This window comes from Streptomyces sp. NPDC058697 (assembly GCF_042715345.1).
GTDB classification, from domain to species: Bacteria; Actinomycetota; Actinomycetes; order Streptomycetales; family Streptomycetaceae; genus Streptomyces; species Streptomyces liliifuscus.
Map to the genome: position 1 here is coordinate 122586 of NZ_JBHXSU010000020.1, position 15683 is coordinate 138268.

Consider the following 15683-nt stretch of genomic DNA (forward strand, 5'->3'; position numbering starts at 1 on the left):
GGGTGTCCCCTCCTGAACGCCACGGTGGTCAGGCGGTCTCCTCGACATCCTCGCGGGACAGAGGGACGGCGCCGTCGGCATGCTTGAGGGCCTGGCGGGCGGCGACCAGGGCCGCGCCCTTGACTCCGCGGCGCTCGCAGGTCGTCCACCACTCGTGCATGTTGACGGCGGCCGCCGCGGCGAGCAGGTCCTGGTGCAGCTTGTCGTACGCCGCGGTGTCGGCCGGATCCCATCCGGGCGAGGACTCCCGGCCGGCCCGCTCCCGGCCCCGCTCCTCCACGGCGGGCCACCCAGGGTCAGGCTCACGGGACCAGGGGAGACGCTTCTGCATGGCGTGGATCTCGGCGTACAACTCGGCGGCCCGGCGCTGCGCGGTGAGCAGATTCTCGGGGAAGGCGTGCGGGTCGAACGACTGCTCCTCGGCGGGGACCTGCTCGGCGGACGGGGTGGGTGCGCTCATTCCGCGGAGCTTAGTTCGATCGGCGGGCAGGGTTCCGGCTCCGACTCGTTGCGCATCGCGGCGTCGGCGCGCGCCAGGGCGACGGGCACGGCCTCGCTCACCGGGGCCGGGTCGTGCACGGTGACGGCCGGGGCAAGGCGGTCCACCAGGGCGTCGGCGAGACGGTGGCGCAGCCGTCGTTCGTACTCGGCGCGCATGGGCGGCGCGGCGGCGATGTGCTCCCAGACGGCGCGGTCGATCGGCTGCTGAACCGTGATGTCCTCGCCGCCTATGGTGACCGTCGCGCTCAGGACGACGAACGGCCCGAACGCGTGGAACAGTCCGCCGTTCGCGAAGGGGGGGCATGCCGGGGTGCTCATGCGCGGGGGAACGTCGAGGGGCGGCGGGCTGTGACGGGCGCCCGGTGGCGGCGGGGCGCTTGGGCCACCCAGTACGGCGGGCGCTGGCTCTCCTGGAGCAGCGCGGCGTAGCGGCGGAAGGCGTCGGCGGCCTCCGCGATCCTCCGGCCTGTGTCGGCGATCAGGAGGAGTGTCTGGCTGTTCATGCCGGGTGGAACGGCGGGCGGGAGCGGCTGTTACAGGGCCCGGGAACGACGGCGGCCCCCGCGGGATCGTCGAGGGCCGGAAGGGCGGCGGGACTCAGTCCTCGTCGATCCCGACGTACGCCTGTCCGCCCGCGCCAGCAACCACGTCACCAACAGGCTTCTTCTCGATCTGCACTCCGCCCTCAGGCGTCCAGGTGGCGATATGGCGCTGGCAGCCGGGGGCGCTCCCGCGGATCAGGTGCACGAAACCCCGGGTGCAGGTACCACCGCCGCGGTCACACTGATCGGCATGGGGTTACGCACTGCATACCTGATGGTCCGGATGTACCTGGCGAGCCTGGAGAGCAGTACGCCGGTAAGCGTCTCCGGCGTGCACGTCCGTGATCGGGCAGTCCTTCAGGAGGCCTTCCGTGTCGTGCTGAACGACAGCCCAGAATTCCTCACCTCGCGGGGCTGGCGATGGGACGAACTGAGCCCCGTCGGATCGCAGGACGAACTCACCGCACCGCCGACCCTGTGAAGGGGACGTGGCGCCGCGGCCCCCGCCCGATGCTGTGGGCGAATCCGTGGGCGGGGGCTGCGGGCCCGGGGGCCTAGGTGGCTAGGCCGTAGTCGTCTTGGGTGAGCAGATCGTCCATCTCGTAGAGCTGGGCGAGGTAGTCGCGCACCAGGGCATCGCCGAAGCAGCCCAGAAGGCCGCTGAGGACGATCGCGGCCATGATCGGGGACACGACGTCGGCGGCCTGCTGGAAGGCGCTCGTACGGCTTCCCTGCCATGGGTAGGAGCGGCGGAACCCGACGAGGAGACCGGCCTCCGCCTCCGTGAGCCGCAGGCCGTCGCTCTCGCGCTTCCAGGTGCGGGACTTGCCGGTGAGGCACCAGGACGGGCCGTCGCTGGAGAAGGCGTTGCCGCCCTTGGCCCGGCCTGTCTTCGGGTCGACGGGGCGGTTGCCGCGAGTGTTGACGTGCTCGCCGGGCGCCCAGCCGAGGGCCTGCGCCATAGACGTCGCGGGCAACGGGCGGATACAGCGGGTGGTGGTGGGCGAGTAGTGGCGGGAGGCGATCATGTAGACGCGCTTGCGGCGGGACGGCAGGCCGTAGTCGGCGGCCTCCATGATGTTGTGGCTGGTGTAGGACCACTCGGCGCACTGGAACTCAATGGTCAGGTCGCTGATGATTTCCTCGGGCAGGTTGCTGGACTGCTCCATGGCCATCCAGCGGATCGGCGCCCCGGCGGCCTGTAGGGCGATCGGCCAGATGGCGACTTCCAGCATGAGCGCGATACGCGGGTCGCTGACGTCGGCGGCCATCTCGCGGACCTGGTCCCAGGTGGCTCCGGAGCGCGGGGCGAACCCGTCGCCGTGGCATCCCTTGCCGTCAGGGTCGTCCGGGTCGCACTCGCACTCGTCGCCGTAGTCGGAGTGGTGCCACTCCATGGGAATGAACCCGGCGGTCTCGCCGACGTAGGCGATGGCGTCGCCGAGGATCTGGATGTTGCCCTCCTCCAGGCCGGAGAGCTTGCCCCCGGGCGAGAAGGTGGGGCACGGCGGGCTGATGATGACGGCAACGGTGTGGCGCAGCGCGATGTGCTCGGGGTCCAGAGTGGTGATGTCGGCGCAGATCCGGCGGTGCCGTGCGGCGCGGGCGGTGGCGCAGGCGTCCGGGGAGATGTCGACGCCGCAGGAGTCGACGGCCACACCGAGCACGGCGGCGATGCCCTCGGACCAGCCGCCGGGGCCCGCGAACAGCTCCACCACGCGGATCGGGTCGCCGGGGAGCGGGGCGAGCAGCCACTCGGCAGGCCACGGGGCGGCGGCGGCCTCCAGGGCGGCGTACACCTTCGGCGGGATCGGGCGACCGGCTTTACGGGCGAGGGTGGCGACGTGGACGGCGGTTGCGACCGCTGGGGGCAGGATCCTCATCTGGTGTCCTCTTCTTCGCTGGTTCCGTCGGCGGTGCTCTCCACCAACACGTCGAATAGTACACCCAGGGAAATCGCGAGGGGTTCGAACTGGGGAAATGCGCAGCACATTTCCCTGTGCTGCGCATTCCGTCGAGACTGTCAGCCGAACGCGGCGGCACGCGCCTCGCCCTCAATCAGCGCGACCGCGGCCGTCACATCGGCCCCCAGATCGATCCCGGCACGCCGGAGGTCACGGAGCAGTTCCCCCGTGGTCGGGTCCAGACCCTGGTCGGCGGCAGCGACATGCCCGGCGACCTTCGCGCGCAGCGTCACAAGATCCGACTCGGCAGTCAGGAGGCGCTGCAGGATCGACGGCAGGGCGGTCGCGCTGTACCGGCCGAACTGCTCGGCGGTGTACTTCTTGGCCCGGTGGGCGGCGTGGATCTGTGCGGCGTCCAGCACCAGATCCGGGGATGCCGGGTGTCCGGTGCCCAACTCGTCGGCCAGGGCGGCGAGCTGCTCGGGAGCGGAGGGTCTCAGCACATCAGATCACCTCGCCGAGCGCAGGAGACGGCTCGACGTGACCCTGTGCCGGGCACTGGGCGCCGTGCAGCACACAGACAGACGCGGCGAGCGGGATACCGAGCGGCGGACGTCCGCCGTCGCTCTCCGCCTCGATCTCGTCGGCCGACCACAGTTCCTCGGGCAGAAAGTCGACGAACGCGTACGGCGCCACCTCGTCGATGCGTTGAATCAGGCTGAGAACTTGGCTCGGGCTGCGGGGGTCGAGGGAGCCCCACAGGGCGGTGATCTCCTCCGGCACGGCCGGGAGCGGCTCGGGGGTGGTCCGCGCCCACTCGTCGAACTCGTGCAGGATCCCGCCCGCGCTGTCGCGGATGGAGTCCAGGAACACGGACTCGTCGTCGGAGTCGACCGGCCGGGCCAGGACCAGGTACGCCCCGGCGGGGAACTGGACGTGCAGCGTGTGGCCGACCAGCGGCAGCATCGCTTTCGCGGCGGCGTGCGCCTTGGCGACTGCGTCGTCCAGCGCGCAGACCGGAGTCAGGTCGGGAGTGCTCACGAGAGGGGTGGTCCTTCCAGGGGCAGGGCGCGCCCCGGGCCGGCCGGGGGCGCGGCGGGTCAGCGGGTGAGGAGCGGGGCGAGGGATACGAGGAAGTCGACGCCGACCCCGTGGATGTCGACGGACACCGCAGTCGTGTCGTGCGCGCGGGCGATCGGGTCGAACGCGGGCGCCACATGCCCGTACGGTCCGGGACCGGCACCGAACGCCAACCCCTTCCCGTCGTGCTGCTCAACGTCCGTATGCCGGGCGAGCACCTGCGCCATGCGGCGCTCGACGCGCCCCTGGATCCCGGACGGCGGACGCCCCTCAGCGGCATCCGGCAGGAAGCGGGCGACGGCCCGTCCAACGGCCCGCATCGGGCCCTGTATCTGGACGCTGCACACCGGGTTCGTGCCCTGCAGGGTGGCCAAGTAGCGCAGCCCGCTCGACGACCAGGCCACGCCGGACGTGTTCACCAGCAGACCCGCCCGCTCGTACGTGGCCACGCCCTGGGCGCGCATCGCGGTCCCGATCTCGTAAAGCAGCTCCCGGCGCACACGGGCCCCGTCTTCGACCGTGCGGGCCTCCTCGTCGTCGACAACGGGCAGCACCAGGCGCAGCACCTGGTCCGCGATGACGTCCGGGGCCATGCGCGCGATCCGCAGATCGGGGCGGGTCGGCACGCGGCCGGGAAGCTGCCACCCGATCTCGGTGTCCCAGGCGCGGGCGACGACGACCAGAGCGCGCGCGCCGTGCACGATCCGGGCGGCGGGGGCGGCCGACCACCACGCCCGGTGCGGTTCGGCCGTCCACGCCGTACCGGCCCGGGGCGGCAGGAGGGCGGCGACGTGCTCGGCGAGGGTCAGGGACGGGGAAGCGGCGGGCGCCAGGGTGGCGGTGGGCGAAACCATGATTCGAGGCCTTTCGAGGGGGCCGCGCCCCGGGCAGAGTCACGGGGCGCGGCCGGGCGAGGGTGGGTCAGATCAGGTGCGCGGCGGCGGCGAGCAGCAGATCGGCGCCGAGTCCGCCGATCTGCGCGGCGACGCGCGTCGTGTCGTCGACCTGGTCGGCGGGGTCGTCCTCGGACGGCAGCAACACGAACCCGTGCGGACCGCTCTGGGGCCGGAACTCGACCTCGTTGCCCTTGACGGCGAGGAGCTGCGGGAACCGCTCCGTCAGATGCCACGTAAAGGCGCTGGAGACGTCAGGGAGGGACGGGCCGTCGTACGGGGGCAGAACGTGCGCCAGGAGCCCGTACAGGCCACTGACGCGGCCCTCGTAGGTCACGGTGAATGTCCCCGACGGGCCGAGCGACAGCACCTCCCACTCGCGGCCGTTGACCGCCCACGCAAGGTGCGGGCCGTCCAGCCGGGTCCCGACGCTGGGGTACACACCGTGCGACAGCAGGGCGTACCCGATCTCGGCGAGGTCTGCGCCCTTGCGTGTCAGTGCCTGCAACGCCCCGTGCTGGTGGGCGGTACGCGCGGCCGTCTCGTCGTCGAGGGCGGGCAGCACGGTGCGCAGCACGGCGGCGGCGAGCGCGGCAACGGCGTCGGGGCTCCCGGCGTCGGCGACAGCGTCCGGGCTGAGCCCGATCGGGAAGTCGTCGTGTCGGTCGACGAAGACCTCGACGCGACCGGCCTGCTCCACCACGGTCAGGGAGCGGTGGCCGTCGGTGATGCGAGACGTCGCGGCGTAGGGGCGGATGAGGTACAGGGCGGGGCAGACTCGCCACGCTGCGCCCTGACGGGCGGGGAGGGCGGCGGCGAGCGGGGGAGCGGACTCGGCGTGCGTGATGGCACTGCTCACGGGGTGTTCCTCGCTTCGTGGTTGGTCCGGCGCGGTGCTCTCCGGCCGGGGTATTGGGTGGTGCAGGTGGTGCTCGCGTCGCCTGCCGGGGCCGCGCGGGCGGGCGCGGCCCCGGCGCGGGTCAACCGGTGACGGGCTCGTAGTGCTCGACCTCGTCGATCAGCCGGGTCCCGTGTTCGTCGGCGACGTACTCGTCGTGCGCGCGCTGCACGGCGTCGCGGTGCCGGTCGACCGGAAACTCGACGGCCCACAGGTTGCCGATGTCGCCGCCCTGAATGAGTTCGCGGATGGCGTCCGTGTCGCCGTCCTCGATCTGGTGGGATCCGGTGACCTCAAGGTGGCCGGCCCAGGTCCAGCGGCCGATGAGGAGCGTCGACATCAGGAGGGTTCCTCTCCGGCGACGGCCGACTGCTGCTCCGCGTACTTGGCGCGGAGTTCCTTTACTGCGTTGGCGACGCGGTAGGCGAAGGTGTCGAGTAGGTCGGACTCGTCCAAGTCGGGGAAGAGCACGGTGCCCTTGCCGTCTTCGAAGAGGTCGTGTCGGACGAACAGTTCGTTGTCCTCGTCGACCCGGAGGGTGATGAGGGTCTGGCCCTGGAAGTCGAGGAAGGCGCCGTGGCCCCAAGACGCGGCCTCGGCCGTCCAGCCGTGGCCGAGGAGTCGGACGGCGGCGCGCCCGATGTCGGAGATGTGGAAGGCGTACTCGGTGCCTGGGGCCGGGTAGTAGCGGCCGTGCTCGTCGTACGGCAGATCGATCGCGTCCACGGGGTGCTCCTCGCTTTGCGGTTGGTCCGGCGTTGCTCTCGCCGGTAGGGGGCGGTGGGGGGGCTTGCGTCGCGCCCCGGGGCGGCTCGTACGTCCGGCCCCGGGGCGCGACCGCTCTACAGGCGGAGCGAGAGCACGAACAGGGCGAGGGCGTCGCCCCACTCGCGCATCTCCTCCGGGGTGCTGGGGGCGCCCTCGGGGAGGGGGAAGGTGGGCACAAGGTGCTCGTCGCCGGTCTTGCGGTCCTGGATCATCAGGTCGCCCACGGAGCCGTCACCGTCGACGTACAGGCGCAGGGACACGCGGTCGTCGGTGGTGAAGATCAGGCCCCATGCGCCGAGGAAGCTCGACTCTGCGTCCCACCCCTTCCCGAGGGATCGGGCGGTGGCGCGCGCATAGTCGGAGAGGGGATAGCTGTACTCGCTGCCGGGCGCCAGCACGGTGTTCTCGTCGGCCGGGCGGGGCACGCAGTCGTAGCCGTCGCAGCCGCACGTCATGGCCTCGCTCAGTGACATGCCGTGCTTGCAGTTCGAACAGTTGGCCCACTCGCGGACGGCGGGCTGTACGCCGGTGCTGCCGCATCGAGTACAGGTGAGGGCGTGCACGACAGTGGTGGTGCTCATCGGGGTTTCCTCTGCTTCGTGGTTGGCCCGGCGTGCTCTCGCCGGGTAGTACGCCGGGCGGGGGGATCCTGTGACACCCCCCGCCCGGTCGTGCAGGTCAGGACTGGTGGCGGGGGCGGGTGTTGTCGACGTAGACCATGGGTGCGAGGCGCATGTGCTTCTTCCAGACTTCGAGGACGTCGCGCATCCAGCCGTCGATGTCCTTGTCGGCCCGCGCCGTGTCGTCGTGGAGCTGCTCCAGGACGGCCCGGATCTCCGCCTCCTCCGTGGCGTAGCGGGTGGTGATCGGGTTGAGCGGGTCGGGGAACGGCAGGCTGCGGCCGGTGATCGGCGCCGTGACGTACTCCGTGACGTCGGCGGGGATCCGGGTGGCGGGGGTGCCGAACGCGAGTTCCTCGACGACCCACAGTTCCCCGGCGGCGTCGGTCGGCATGTCGCGGCCAGCGCGTCCGGGGATGGTGAGCGGCTCGTAGGCGTCGAACGCGTCGGCGGCGGCGGTGAGGTGCCGGGCGATGTCGCCGAGGGTGCGCACGGTCTCGGGCGTGGGGCCGAAGCTGTCGCGGGCGACGTCGGCGATGGCGCGGGCGCGGGCGGCGGCGGTGCGGTACGGGGCGGTCGGGTTGGCGTCCATGGGTGTCTCCGGTCTCTGTGCGCGGCGAAGGGCGGGGGCCGGGGCGCAGCGGGGGTGGGCCGCGCCCCGGCTGTCAGGGGGCGACTCAGGCGGCGAGGAGCGCGGCGCGGACGACCTTGTACTCGTCCTTGCGCGGGGCGTACTTCGCGGCGATCTGTGCGACCTGCTCGCGGGTGTAGCGGAAGACGGTTTTGATCTGCTTCCGCACGTTCTCGAAGGAGCGGCGGATGCGGGCGCGGCGGCCCTTGACGCCTGCCTTCTTCGCGGCCGTGCGCAGGGCCTTGACGATGCCCTTGACGGTCTCGCGGTTCGCGCCGGTGGCGAGTACGTGCGTGGCCAGGGAGCGGGCGCCGGTGGCGACACGGCGGGCGGCTCGGGTGGCGGTGAGTGCTTCGGCGCGGGCGGTGCGGTGGTCGCGGACGAGGTCGCGGATCTTTGCGGCGTTGCGGCGGGCCTGGGCAGATGCCATTGGAGTGTTCCTCTTCTTCGTGGTGTGTCGGCGGTTGCTCTCCGCCAACAAGAGAAATAGTACACCATGGGGAATATGTAAGGGAGTCCCTGGTCGGCCAAACCATCGTTTCCGCAGATGGAAACGCATGCGATCCCTTGCGTGGGGGCCGGATGTCTTATCTTGGGCTTACTGTTCTTGCTGCTCAGAACAGGGCGTCGTCCTGGAGGGTGGGCCCGGCGGCCGGCCGTCTGGTGCGGGTGGCGCGGGGGCGAGTCGGCTCGTCCCCGAACAGGGCGTCAGTGCCGTTCGCGTGCGGCGCGGCCTCCACACGGCGGGTAACAGCGCGGGCGTCCACCAGGGCAAGCGGCTCCGCCTGGTCGAAGTCGGCCGACCGCATACCCGTCCAGTCCTGGCCAGCCATCACAGCCGCCCTTCCGGCGCCGCACCGAGGGCGAGCGCAGTGTCCGTGACGCCGTCCTCGTGGCCGATGAACACGACGTCGGGGTGACCGGCAAGCACCTGCTCGCAGGGGTCGCCCACGGTCCCGTCACGGCGCACCACGACGGTCAGCGTCGCGTACTTGACCTCTGGCGTCTCCTCCTGGCGGAGCGCGACGACGGCGGCCGGGATCACGGCAACCGGCGCGTTCCGCCGCTCCAGGGCGCAGGGTTCCCCGTCCTCTGACGGGTGCAGGCAGACGAGCCGCGCCACCGCGTCGACGAGTTGCTCAGCGTCCTCGCACTCCTCGCAGCCGGTGCACGGGTTGCCCGGCAGGGTGTGCGGGTCGGCAGGGTACGGGCCGGGTATGGGCGCGCCGGGCCGGTCGCTTCTGGAGAACACGGCAACGACCAGGTCACCGGGCTTCACGTCCACGGCGTGGACGGCAACGGCCAGGTCGAGGGAGAGGCCACTGGGCAACGGCTCGTAGTCCTCGGTGGTCGGCCGTTCGTCGAGGGTGAGGGACAGTCCGTCGAGGGAGAGCACACGCATCGGAGGTTCCTTCCGGTGGCGGGGCCGGGGCGCGGTGCTGCGCCCCGACGTGGGTGGGGGAGCTGTCAGGTGCGGGGGCGGGTGTCGCGGAGCTTGCCGACGGCGGCGGCCAGGCCGAGGCGGAACCACTCAGCGCGCTCGGTCCCCCACTCGGCGCGGACGAACTCCGGCAGCTCAAAGCCGAGGTGAGTACGAGGCGCGGCCGGGTGCGGGTCGACCGGCTCAGGCTCCGGCTCCTCCACGGCCACGGTGATCGCCTCCACGCACTCCGAGGTGAAGCGGCCCGGCCCCCAGTCGTAGTCAGGCCCCTCGCCCGTCAGCTTCCACAGAGCCTCACCGCTGTGCGCGAGGGTGTACCGCAGCTCCCAGGTGCGGCCGAGGTGCGTCACCTCGTACGACAGGCGGGTGCCGGGCTTGAGCGTGGGGGTGAAGTCCACACCGGCGGCCGTGAGCGCTGCGCGGAGCTGCTCGGTGAACTTGGCGGGGATGGCGCGGGGCAGGACGGACACAGGGGGCCTCTCCGGGCAGTACAGGGGGCGCCGGGGCGCGGCGGGCGCCCCGACGGAGGGTGGTCGGGCGTGTCAGGCGGTGCGGGGGGCCTCAGCGGCCTCCCCGGCGGCGCGGCTGGCCGCCTTGGCAGCAAGGCGGGCGTCGGCCCACGCGTGGATGAGCGCAGTACCCGCCTCCCCGGCGGCCTCGCCGGGCGTCGCGCCCTTGTCGATCGCAGCGAGGTAGAGCAGTCCGGTCGCCTCAACGGCGGTGGGGCGCATGAACGTCTCGACGAGCCGTTCGAGGTCCAGGTGCGGGAACTCCTCGTGCAGCGCGCGGGCGGCGTAGGCGGCGATCCGGCCGACGGCGTCACCGAGCTGCTCGACCTGGGCGAGGGTAAGGGCGGCGTTGGTCATGGTGCGCGGTGCCTTCCTGGGCGGAGAAGGGGCCGGGGCGCGGTGCTGCGCCCCGGCAGGGCCAGGCGGCCGGCTCAGGGCTGGTTGTGCTCGAACCACTGCGCGTCGAGGGCGAACAGGGCGGCGGCGAACCCCTCGGTGCCCGGGACGGCGTCGATGCGGGACAGCAGCTTTCGACCGGCGGCGACGGTGTGCGGGGTGCCGTCGTCGTCCGTCCAGGCGTACGCGGGGCGCTCGGCTACGGTCGCGCACAGGTCGGCGAACTCGCCCTCTCCCTGGCACTGCGGCGGGACGCCGGGGCCGCACTCACGGTTGCCCATCGTGGCGCAGTCCCACCCGGACTCGTCCTCGTCCACGCGGCCGTTGCGGTTGTCGTCGCCCATCAGGTCGGCGCGCCCGGCGGCCCAACCGTCGTTGTACGCGGTGACGGTGTCCGTGTGCGGAGCGATGTCGGCGGGGGTGGCGTCGGACGCGGTGAGGGCGCCCAGCCCGGCCAGGACGATCACGGCGGCACCGGCGGCGAGCAGGGACTCCGGGCGGGGGCGGCGGGCCAGGATGCGGCCGAGACGCGGGAAGCGCTGCATGGGGGTGTTCCTTCGTTCGTTGGTTGGCCCCGGTTGCTCTCCGGGGTCGTGGGCGGTGCGCCCTGCGCCCGGTCCGGCCAGACGGCCGGCACAGGGGCGGGGCGCACCGCCCGCCGAGGGTGTGGCGGCGGGCGGTGCTGGGAGGTCAGGCCGTGAGGGCGCCGGTCGGCTCCATGAAGAAGGGATTGACCAGCGCGTCGGGGCTGTCTCCCTTGAGTGCTTCGCGGTATCCGGCGGAGCGGTCCTCGGCGACGACGAGGCACACGGCGGAGCCGGGGACGGTGCGCTTCACGTCCCATGCGCGGTTCACGTGGTCGTCGTAGTAAAAGGCATCGGTGAGGCCGAGGTGGTGCACGGTGGCCTGCTCGGTGTCCGCGTCGGTGACGACGGCGATGAAGAGGTGGAGTCGGGGGGTCTTGCCCAGGGAAACCATGGGGCGTTCCTCGCTTCGTCGGTTGGCCCCGGTGCTCTCCGGGACGACAAGGAGAACAGTACACCCAGGGAAATGCTGCGCAACATTTCGAGCGTCAGATTTCACAAGACTCGCAGTTCGCGCGCCGTAAATTCACTCGACACTCCCATGGTAGATTTCCCTAGGTTGACTATTCCTGGGGGTGGGGGGTACGTTCAGCGGACGCCACTAAGGCGGGGTCGGGGCGAGCATCCCCGGCCGAACCAACGAACCGAGGAGCACCCCATGGCCTCTAAGCCCGAGAAGACCGGCATCAAGAACGCGGACGACCTGGCCGCCCTTGCGCACTCCTTCGAGCTGAACATCACCGTCAGCACCAAGAGGACTTGGGACGCCACGACTCACACGATCCGCATCACGCTGCCCGTACCGCCCCTCTACACCGGGACCGACCAGGGCCGCGCCATCGCCGCGAACGTCCTCACCATGACCTGGTCCAAGCGCACCACCGAGCGCGCCCGGGGCGTCTTCGTCAGCGCCACCCTGGAAAGCCCGAACGCCTCCCGCAAGGTGCGCACCCTGGCCGCCCTGGACGCCGCCGCCCGCGACCTCGGCCACGAAGCCGCCCGCCTCGCCAGCGAGACCGCCGCCCAGGTCGAAGACGTCGTAGACACCCCCCACACCCTCTACATCGGCGACGAGCCGCGCCGCGCAGACATCCCCGCCGCCCAGGTCCGCCGCGTCGTCGCCACGCGCCGCCTCTCACGCCGCGCCGTCAACCAGCACCCCGAGACCGGCGCCATCTACATCGGGAACCACAGCTACGTACCCGCCGAGCACGCCGCCCCCGTCGTCCCCCGCTTCCACATGCGCAGCGTCAACGGCGGCACCCCCGAGCGCATCCCCAGCACCGAAGCCGTGGCAGAGATGAGCTACGCACAGATGAAGGGCAGGCGCCACGTCCGCGAGATGTCCGCTGGCCAGTCACGCGCCCGCATCGTCTACAAGGACCCCGCGCGCGGCACGGTCCTGCTGCGCCCGGCCACCCCCGAGGAGTCCGCCCCGGCGACCACCACTCCCACGACCGCCTAGCCGTCCCGCGCCGCCCGGCCGGCATAGGTCGGGCGGCACCATCAGGGCCCCTCGCGCGCACGCACGCGTGTGAACGGTCCAGAAAGTCCAGAACTCCGCGTCCGCCTCTCTCCTGGGGCGACGTAAGCCGCGTCCGCGCGGCCCCTTGTCCGGCGAGAGCACGCCGGGCCAACCACGAAGCGAGGAACCCCAAATGTTGACTGCCACCGACCGTGCGAACGCCATGGCCCTTCAGGTCCTGATCTCCGCCCGGCTGCACAACGACCGTGTCGTGACGCACGATCTGGTGGACGCCGTGATGAGCCGGGACGCCGACACGGAGCAGGGCAAGGCGAATAAGGAGACCGTGCGCCGCATCATCCGGGCGCGGGCAGCATCGGAGTTCGTCCGCGTCATCTTCACGGAGGTTGAGCGGTACTGGGCGATCCGGGAGCAGCTCCACCACATGGACGGCGACGCGGTCCACGCGCTCCGCGACAGCATCTCCGACGGCGGCGACGCCGACCCGCGCGGTGACGACCGTGCGCTGATCGACTCCATCTCCGTACGTCTGTCCAACCGACTCGCCCCGGCCCGTCTGGACGGCTGCACGCCGGTGTCCGTCCGCCTGTGGCGTGAGCCGCGCCCCAAGGAGCAGCAGCACGACCGTGCGGCGGACGACACCGAACGCAGTGCAGCCGAGTTGCTCGGCGACGGGGAGCGCTGGGTGAAGCACTTCCGCGTGTTCGGCGAGCAGCCCCAGGTTGAATCGGTCGACCGCGCGTCGGCGCTCGGCACGATCGTGTCGGCGTGGGGAGAGGACTGGCAGTGCTACCGCGCTGAGGCGGGCGGCGTGAACCTGGAGTCGACGACAGGTGAGTCGTCCTACTGGCTGGAGCCGGATACCGAGGAGCGTTCGGCCGACACCGTTAAGGCCCGTCGCCGCGCGGAGGGGTTCGCCGCGAAGTGGTGGGCGGAGCAGCACACCGGGGAGCCCACTGACGCCGCCCTGGCCGCCGTGTTCGCCCACACGGTGAAGCCGCCGAAGTGTGAGGCGTACCCGCTCATCCGTGAGGCCATCACCGCACTCACGCCCCCGGCCGCCGCCGCGCCCCTGTTCGCCGCGCTTGCCGCCCGTGAGGCTGCCGACGAGGCCGCCGACCTGGCGCCGGCCAGCCTCCACCGGCTCGTCAACCACCTGGAGGCCCTGCCGCTCGCCGCGCCCCCCGGGCTGCACGAGAGGCTGCGCGCGGCCCACGACACCGCCGAGGGCGCGTGGGAGTCCCTGCGGGTCGCTCGCAGCCTGCCCGCGAAGAACGCCGCCCGCAGTGCCGCGAAGGACGCCATCGTGCGGGCCCGCGCCGCCATCCTGGCCGTCCAGCCGCACGCCGGCCGGATGCACGGCACCGACATGCCGCACACCACCGACAGCATCCGCGCCGCCGCGCTCGCCTACATGCACGTCGGGGCCACCCCCGACGAGATCGACGCCATCAAGAGCGGCACCGCCGAGGTACGCGTCGACTGCCGCCCCGACACGGGAACCGGGTGGATGGTCACCGCCCGCGTCACCGCCGGAATCCGGGATGTCGGCTGGTTCCTCCCCGCGCACCCGCCCATCGTCGTCAAGTTCCGCAGGGTCGACGGCCGCACAAGCCCCGCCGACAACGCGCGCAAGGTGATCGGCTCCATGCTCCGCGTGGACGTCCCCGTCAAGTACAAGGACGCCGCCCGCCGCTGACCCGCCCCGGCGCCGCCCGGCACGGGTCGGGCGGCGCCCTCGTAAGCCCCACAGTCCCGCTCTCTCGCCCCGTCGTTGCTGTCCTGGCCCTCACGGGCGCCGGGGCGCTGCGGGGCGCTCTCAGGAAGGCTCAGCCCGTCATGCTCCTGCCCGACTGGCTCCGTATCCGACTCCCCGGCGATTCGGCCGCCCCGTTCGTCGCGTTCACCGACGCGGTCGCCGAGCGGCTGGAGCTGCCGCCCGCGCCCCCGGCCGAGGTGTACGAGCGCCGGTACGACACAGACCGCGTCTGGATGGTGTGGCGCTTCACGAACGGTGGCGCGTCACTGTTCCTGGAACGACCGTTCGCCGAGTTCCAGGAGGGCGTGACCGTGAACGTCCAGTGGCACCAGTCGCCGGACCCGGAGGTGGTGGCCGCGATGATCCGGGCGTACGTGCGTCAGGGACGTCGCGAGGCACGTAGGACGTGCTGGCTCGTCCGCGTGCTGCGCGGTCGCTGAACCCACCCTTTGATCCCCGGTCCGCCCACTTGTGGCGGACCGGCCATAAGCGGCGGAGAGCAGCCGTCGCAACCAACGAAGGAGCAGCGCGTGAGCGCGTACGTAGAGATCCCTCGCCCGTACGAGTCGGCCCCCGGCCGGTTCACTGTCGACCTGGCGTTCCCCGCGGCGTCGAAGCGTCGGGCGACGCAACACCACGATGTGGCGTGGACCCTGGCCGGCGTCCACGGTGTGGAGGCGTCAACTCCCTTCAAGGTCAACCCCCGGTGGAGCCTCTACAAGGAGATCAGCGGGACGGACGAGAAGTACGGCGGGCTCGACGATCGGCGGCTGACGGTGCAGGGCGGGGCGCGGGAGCTGTCGCGGTACCTGGTCGCCCTCGTGCGGGTCGTGGACGAGGTGGAGGCCCTGGCGACCCGGGCGGTCCGTGTGTTCGGCGCGTGGAAGCGCTCCGTGGCTGCTGAGCCGTTCCTGGAGTACGAGGACGCGTCGACCATGCGCGTGCGGTCCCGGGAGTTCCGGGCGGACGTCCTGCGGGCCCTGGTGCAGGGTCTCGGCGCCCGTACGCGGCCTGTGGGGGAGCGGGACAGCTCCCGGGCGTTGTGGGAGCAGCCGGGGGCCGTCGCCGAGGAGGTGCGGGCCGGCACGGGCGGTGTCGACGTCGAGCAGGCCAGCGAGGAGGACATGAGCGTCCAGGAGGCGCGCATGGTCCCGGCGGCCGTCGCCGAGGCGGAGCGCCTGGTCGTCGCCGAGGTGGCCCGGGTCGAGGAGGAACACCTGATGGAGGAGCGGATGGAGCTGTTCCAGCAGGCCGACGCGAGGTGCGCGCGGGACGCCGACAAGGCGGACGCCGAGCGGTACGCGCTGGACGGGCAGGAGGGACTGTTCCCCGTGTCCGCCGCCCGGCCGTCGCTGGTGGTGCCCCCGGCCATGCCGGTGAAGCCGCGGCGCGCTCCCAGGCGTCGCGGTCGTCTCCGGCCGGAGACGCGGGCCGCGTTCAACGGGGCCGTGCGGGTCATCCCCAGGGAGGCCGTGGAACGCCTGTGGCCGGACCCGGGCCCCCTTGGGGTGCCGGTGCGTGCCGACCGTCGACGGTACGGGCCGGCCGCCTGACGGCTTCCCCGGGTCACCGAGCCCTCTAGGTCCCCTCGAATGGTAAGCCGTGGGTAATCTAGAGTGCTCGATCGCTGGTTCTACTGGGAAAACCCTTCCCAGTATTTGCCTGGGTGTA

The 15683-nt window shown here is 72.0% G+C and carries 25 protein-coding genes; 5 read left to right on the plus strand and 20 right to left on the minus strand.

The genetic code is table 11. The features are described 5' to 3' along the window. Positions 1-28: 28 nt before the first annotated feature. The 4 genes from ACFWXQ_RS34995 to ACFWXQ_RS35010 all read right to left on the minus strand — a co-directional run bounded on the left by ACFWXQ_RS34995 (position 29) and on the right by ACFWXQ_RS35010 (position 1248). On the minus strand, positions 29-460 hold the full coding sequence (locus tag ACFWXQ_RS34995; RefSeq protein ID WP_383953012.1) for a hypothetical protein: 432 nt from the start codon (positions 458-460) through the stop codon (positions 29-31). After that, positions 457-819 carry a hypothetical protein gene (locus ACFWXQ_RS35000; RefSeq protein WP_383953010.1) on the minus strand — a complete coding sequence of 121 codons (363 nt, stop codon included), beginning with the start codon at positions 817-819 and terminating at the stop codon, positions 457-459. Before ACFWXQ_RS35000 ends, ACFWXQ_RS34995 begins: the two co-directional genes overlap by 4 nt. Then, positions 816-1004, minus strand: coding sequence for a hypothetical protein (locus tag ACFWXQ_RS35005; RefSeq protein WP_383953008.1), 189 nt, complete (start codon positions 1002-1004; stop codon positions 816-818). Before ACFWXQ_RS35005 ends, ACFWXQ_RS35000 begins: the two co-directional genes overlap by 4 nt. 94 nt (positions 1005-1098) lie before the next feature. Then, on the minus strand, positions 1099-1248 hold the full coding sequence (locus ACFWXQ_RS35010; protein WP_383953006.1) for a hypothetical protein: 150 nt from the start codon (positions 1246-1248) through the stop codon (positions 1099-1101). A gap of 45 nt (positions 1249-1293) precedes the next feature. Here ACFWXQ_RS35010 and ACFWXQ_RS35015 point away from each other — a divergent pair, with 45 nt between their 5' ends. After that, positions 1294-1524, plus strand: coding sequence for a hypothetical protein (locus ACFWXQ_RS35015; RefSeq protein WP_384084090.1), 231 nt, complete (start codon positions 1294-1296; stop codon positions 1522-1524). A 73-nt stretch (positions 1525-1597) separates the two neighbouring features. On the opposite strand, the gene ACFWXQ_RS35020 is transcribed toward ACFWXQ_RS35015, so the two are convergent. The 16 genes from ACFWXQ_RS35020 to ACFWXQ_RS35095 form a co-directional block, all read right to left on the minus strand. Next, positions 1598-2926 (minus strand): DNA cytosine methyltransferase, encoded by a 1329-nt coding sequence (locus ACFWXQ_RS35020; RefSeq protein WP_383956447.1) that lies wholly within the window; start codon positions 2924-2926, stop codon positions 1598-1600. A 140-nt stretch (positions 2927-3066) separates the two neighbouring features. After that, entirely contained in the window at positions 3067-3450 is a 384-nt protein-coding gene (locus ACFWXQ_RS35025) for a hypothetical protein (protein WP_383956444.1), read from the minus strand. A gap of 1 nt (position 3451) precedes the next feature. Further along, positions 3452-3988: a hypothetical protein gene (locus ACFWXQ_RS35030; RefSeq protein ID WP_383956441.1), complete on the minus strand. Its 537-nt coding sequence runs from the start codon at positions 3986-3988 to the stop codon at positions 3452-3454. Positions 3989-4047: 59 nt separating this feature from the next. After that, complete coding sequence (locus tag ACFWXQ_RS35035) at positions 4048-4881, minus strand: hypothetical protein (protein ID WP_383956439.1); 834 nt, start codon at positions 4879-4881, stop codon at positions 4048-4050. 67 nt (positions 4882-4948) lie between these two features. Next, complete coding sequence (locus tag ACFWXQ_RS35040) at positions 4949-5779, minus strand: hypothetical protein (RefSeq protein ID WP_383956436.1); 831 nt, start codon at positions 5777-5779, stop codon at positions 4949-4951. A gap of 121 nt (positions 5780-5900) precedes the next feature. Further along, positions 5901-6158, minus strand: coding sequence for a hypothetical protein (locus tag ACFWXQ_RS35045; protein WP_383956433.1), 258 nt, complete (start codon positions 6156-6158; stop codon positions 5901-5903). Further along, positions 6158-6544: a hypothetical protein gene (locus ACFWXQ_RS35050; protein WP_384084093.1), complete on the minus strand. Its 387-nt coding sequence runs from the start codon at positions 6542-6544 to the stop codon at positions 6158-6160. The genes ACFWXQ_RS35045 and ACFWXQ_RS35050 overlap by 1 nt, the downstream gene beginning before the upstream one ends. A gap of 116 nt (positions 6545-6660) precedes the next feature. Then, positions 6661-7167, minus strand: coding sequence for a hypothetical protein (locus ACFWXQ_RS35055; RefSeq protein WP_383937927.1), 507 nt, complete (start codon positions 7165-7167; stop codon positions 6661-6663). Positions 7168-7264: 97 nt separating this feature from the next. Next, a complete protein-coding gene (locus ACFWXQ_RS35060) occupies positions 7265-7798 on the minus strand; it encodes a hypothetical protein (RefSeq protein ID WP_383937924.1) in 534 nt (177 codons plus the stop codon). 85 nt (positions 7799-7883) lie between these two features. Next, complete coding sequence (locus ACFWXQ_RS35065) at positions 7884-8267, minus strand: hypothetical protein (RefSeq protein ID WP_383937921.1); 384 nt, start codon at positions 8265-8267, stop codon at positions 7884-7886. 184 nt (positions 8268-8451) lie between these two features. Then, positions 8452-8670: a hypothetical protein gene (locus tag ACFWXQ_RS35070; protein WP_383937920.1), complete on the minus strand. Its 219-nt coding sequence runs from the start codon at positions 8668-8670 to the stop codon at positions 8452-8454. After that, complete coding sequence (locus tag ACFWXQ_RS35075) at positions 8670-9239, minus strand: hypothetical protein (RefSeq protein ID WP_383937917.1); 570 nt, start codon at positions 9237-9239, stop codon at positions 8670-8672. Before ACFWXQ_RS35075 ends, ACFWXQ_RS35070 begins: the two co-directional genes overlap by 1 nt. Positions 9240-9304: 65 nt before the next feature. Beyond that, positions 9305-9748 (minus strand): hypothetical protein, encoded by a 444-nt coding sequence (locus tag ACFWXQ_RS35080; protein ID WP_383937914.1) that lies wholly within the window; start codon positions 9746-9748, stop codon positions 9305-9307. 72 nt (positions 9749-9820) lie between these two features. Next, complete coding sequence (locus ACFWXQ_RS35085; protein ID WP_383937911.1) at positions 9821-10144, minus strand: hypothetical protein; 324 nt, start codon at positions 10142-10144, stop codon at positions 9821-9823. Between the two features lie 74 nt (positions 10145-10218). Further along, positions 10219-10728, minus strand: coding sequence for a hypothetical protein (locus ACFWXQ_RS35090; protein WP_383937908.1), 510 nt, complete (start codon positions 10726-10728; stop codon positions 10219-10221). Between the two features lie 145 nt (positions 10729-10873). Then, positions 10874-11161 (minus strand): hypothetical protein, encoded by a 288-nt coding sequence (locus ACFWXQ_RS35095; protein ID WP_383937905.1) that lies wholly within the window; start codon positions 11159-11161, stop codon positions 10874-10876. A 264-nt stretch (positions 11162-11425) separates the two neighbouring features. Here ACFWXQ_RS35095 and ACFWXQ_RS35100 point away from each other — a divergent pair, with 264 nt between their 5' ends. From ACFWXQ_RS35100 to ACFWXQ_RS35115, 4 genes are all read left to right on the plus strand, one after another. Beyond that, a complete protein-coding gene (locus ACFWXQ_RS35100; RefSeq protein WP_383937902.1) occupies positions 11426-12232 on the plus strand; it encodes a hypothetical protein in 807 nt (268 codons plus the stop codon). A gap of 193 nt (positions 12233-12425) precedes the next feature. Then, positions 12426-13952, plus strand: coding sequence for a hypothetical protein (locus ACFWXQ_RS35105; RefSeq protein WP_383937900.1), 1527 nt, complete (start codon positions 12426-12428; stop codon positions 13950-13952). Positions 13953-14092: 140 nt separating this feature from the next. After that, positions 14093-14452, plus strand: coding sequence for a hypothetical protein (locus tag ACFWXQ_RS35110; RefSeq protein WP_383937898.1), 360 nt, complete (start codon positions 14093-14095; stop codon positions 14450-14452). A 90-nt stretch (positions 14453-14542) separates the two neighbouring features. Then, the gene (locus ACFWXQ_RS35115; RefSeq protein WP_383937896.1) at positions 14543-15565 is read left to right on the plus strand and encodes a hypothetical protein; all 1023 of its coding nucleotides are present in this window, start codon (positions 14543-14545) and stop codon (positions 15563-15565) included. Positions 15566-15683 lie beyond the last annotated feature (118 nt).

Bases quoted from the DNA above. Each gene is read 5' to 3' on its own strand.
- ACFWXQ_RS34995 (WP_383953012.1), bottom strand. From the start codon at position 460: ATGAGCGCACCCACCCCGTCCGCCGAGCAGGTCCCCGCCGAGGAGCAG.
- ACFWXQ_RS35000 (WP_383953010.1), bottom strand. From the start codon at position 819: ATGAGCACCCCGGCATGCCCCCCCTTCGCGAACGGCGGACTGTTCCAC.
- ACFWXQ_RS35005 (WP_383953008.1), bottom strand. From the start codon at position 1,004: ATGAACAGCCAGACACTCCTCCTGATCGCCGACACAGGCCGGAGGATC.
- ACFWXQ_RS35015 (WP_384084090.1), top strand. From the start codon at position 1,294: ATGGGGTTACGCACTGCATACCTGATGGTCCGGATGTACCTGGCGAGC.
- ACFWXQ_RS35020 (WP_383956447.1), bottom strand. From the start codon at position 2,926: ATGAGGATCCTGCCCCCAGCGGTCGCAACCGCCGTCCACGTCGCCACC.
- ACFWXQ_RS35035 (WP_383956439.1), bottom strand. From the start codon at position 4,881: ATGGTTTCGCCCACCGCCACCCTGGCGCCCGCCGCTTCCCCGTCCCTG.
- ACFWXQ_RS35045 (WP_383956433.1), bottom strand. From the start codon at position 6,158: ATGTCGACGCTCCTCATCGGCCGCTGGACCTGGGCCGGCCACCTTGAG.
- ACFWXQ_RS35055 (WP_383937927.1), bottom strand. From the start codon at position 7,167: ATGAGCACCACCACTGTCGTGCACGCCCTCACCTGTACTCGATGCGGC.
- ACFWXQ_RS35060 (WP_383937924.1), bottom strand. From the start codon at position 7,798: ATGGACGCCAACCCGACCGCCCCGTACCGCACCGCCGCCGCCCGCGCC.
- ACFWXQ_RS35065 (WP_383937921.1), bottom strand. From the start codon at position 8,267: ATGGCATCTGCCCAGGCCCGCCGCAACGCCGCAAAGATCCGCGACCTC.
- ACFWXQ_RS35070 (WP_383937920.1), bottom strand. From the start codon at position 8,670: ATGGCTGGCCAGGACTGGACGGGTATGCGGTCGGCCGACTTCGACCAG.
- ACFWXQ_RS35075 (WP_383937917.1), bottom strand. From the start codon at position 9,239: ATGCGTGTGCTCTCCCTCGACGGACTGTCCCTCACCCTCGACGAACGG.
- ACFWXQ_RS35085 (WP_383937911.1), bottom strand. From the start codon at position 10,144: ATGACCAACGCCGCCCTTACCCTCGCCCAGGTCGAGCAGCTCGGTGAC.
- ACFWXQ_RS35090 (WP_383937908.1), bottom strand. From the start codon at position 10,728: ATGCAGCGCTTCCCGCGTCTCGGCCGCATCCTGGCCCGCCGCCCCCGC.
- ACFWXQ_RS35095 (WP_383937905.1), bottom strand. From the start codon at position 11,161: ATGGTTTCCCTGGGCAAGACCCCCCGACTCCACCTCTTCATCGCCGTC.
- ACFWXQ_RS35100 (WP_383937902.1), top strand. From the start codon at position 11,426: ATGGCCTCTAAGCCCGAGAAGACCGGCATCAAGAACGCGGACGACCTG.
- ACFWXQ_RS35105 (WP_383937900.1), top strand. From the start codon at position 12,426: ATGTTGACTGCCACCGACCGTGCGAACGCCATGGCCCTTCAGGTCCTG.
- ACFWXQ_RS35110 (WP_383937898.1), top strand. From the start codon at position 14,093: ATGCTCCTGCCCGACTGGCTCCGTATCCGACTCCCCGGCGATTCGGCC.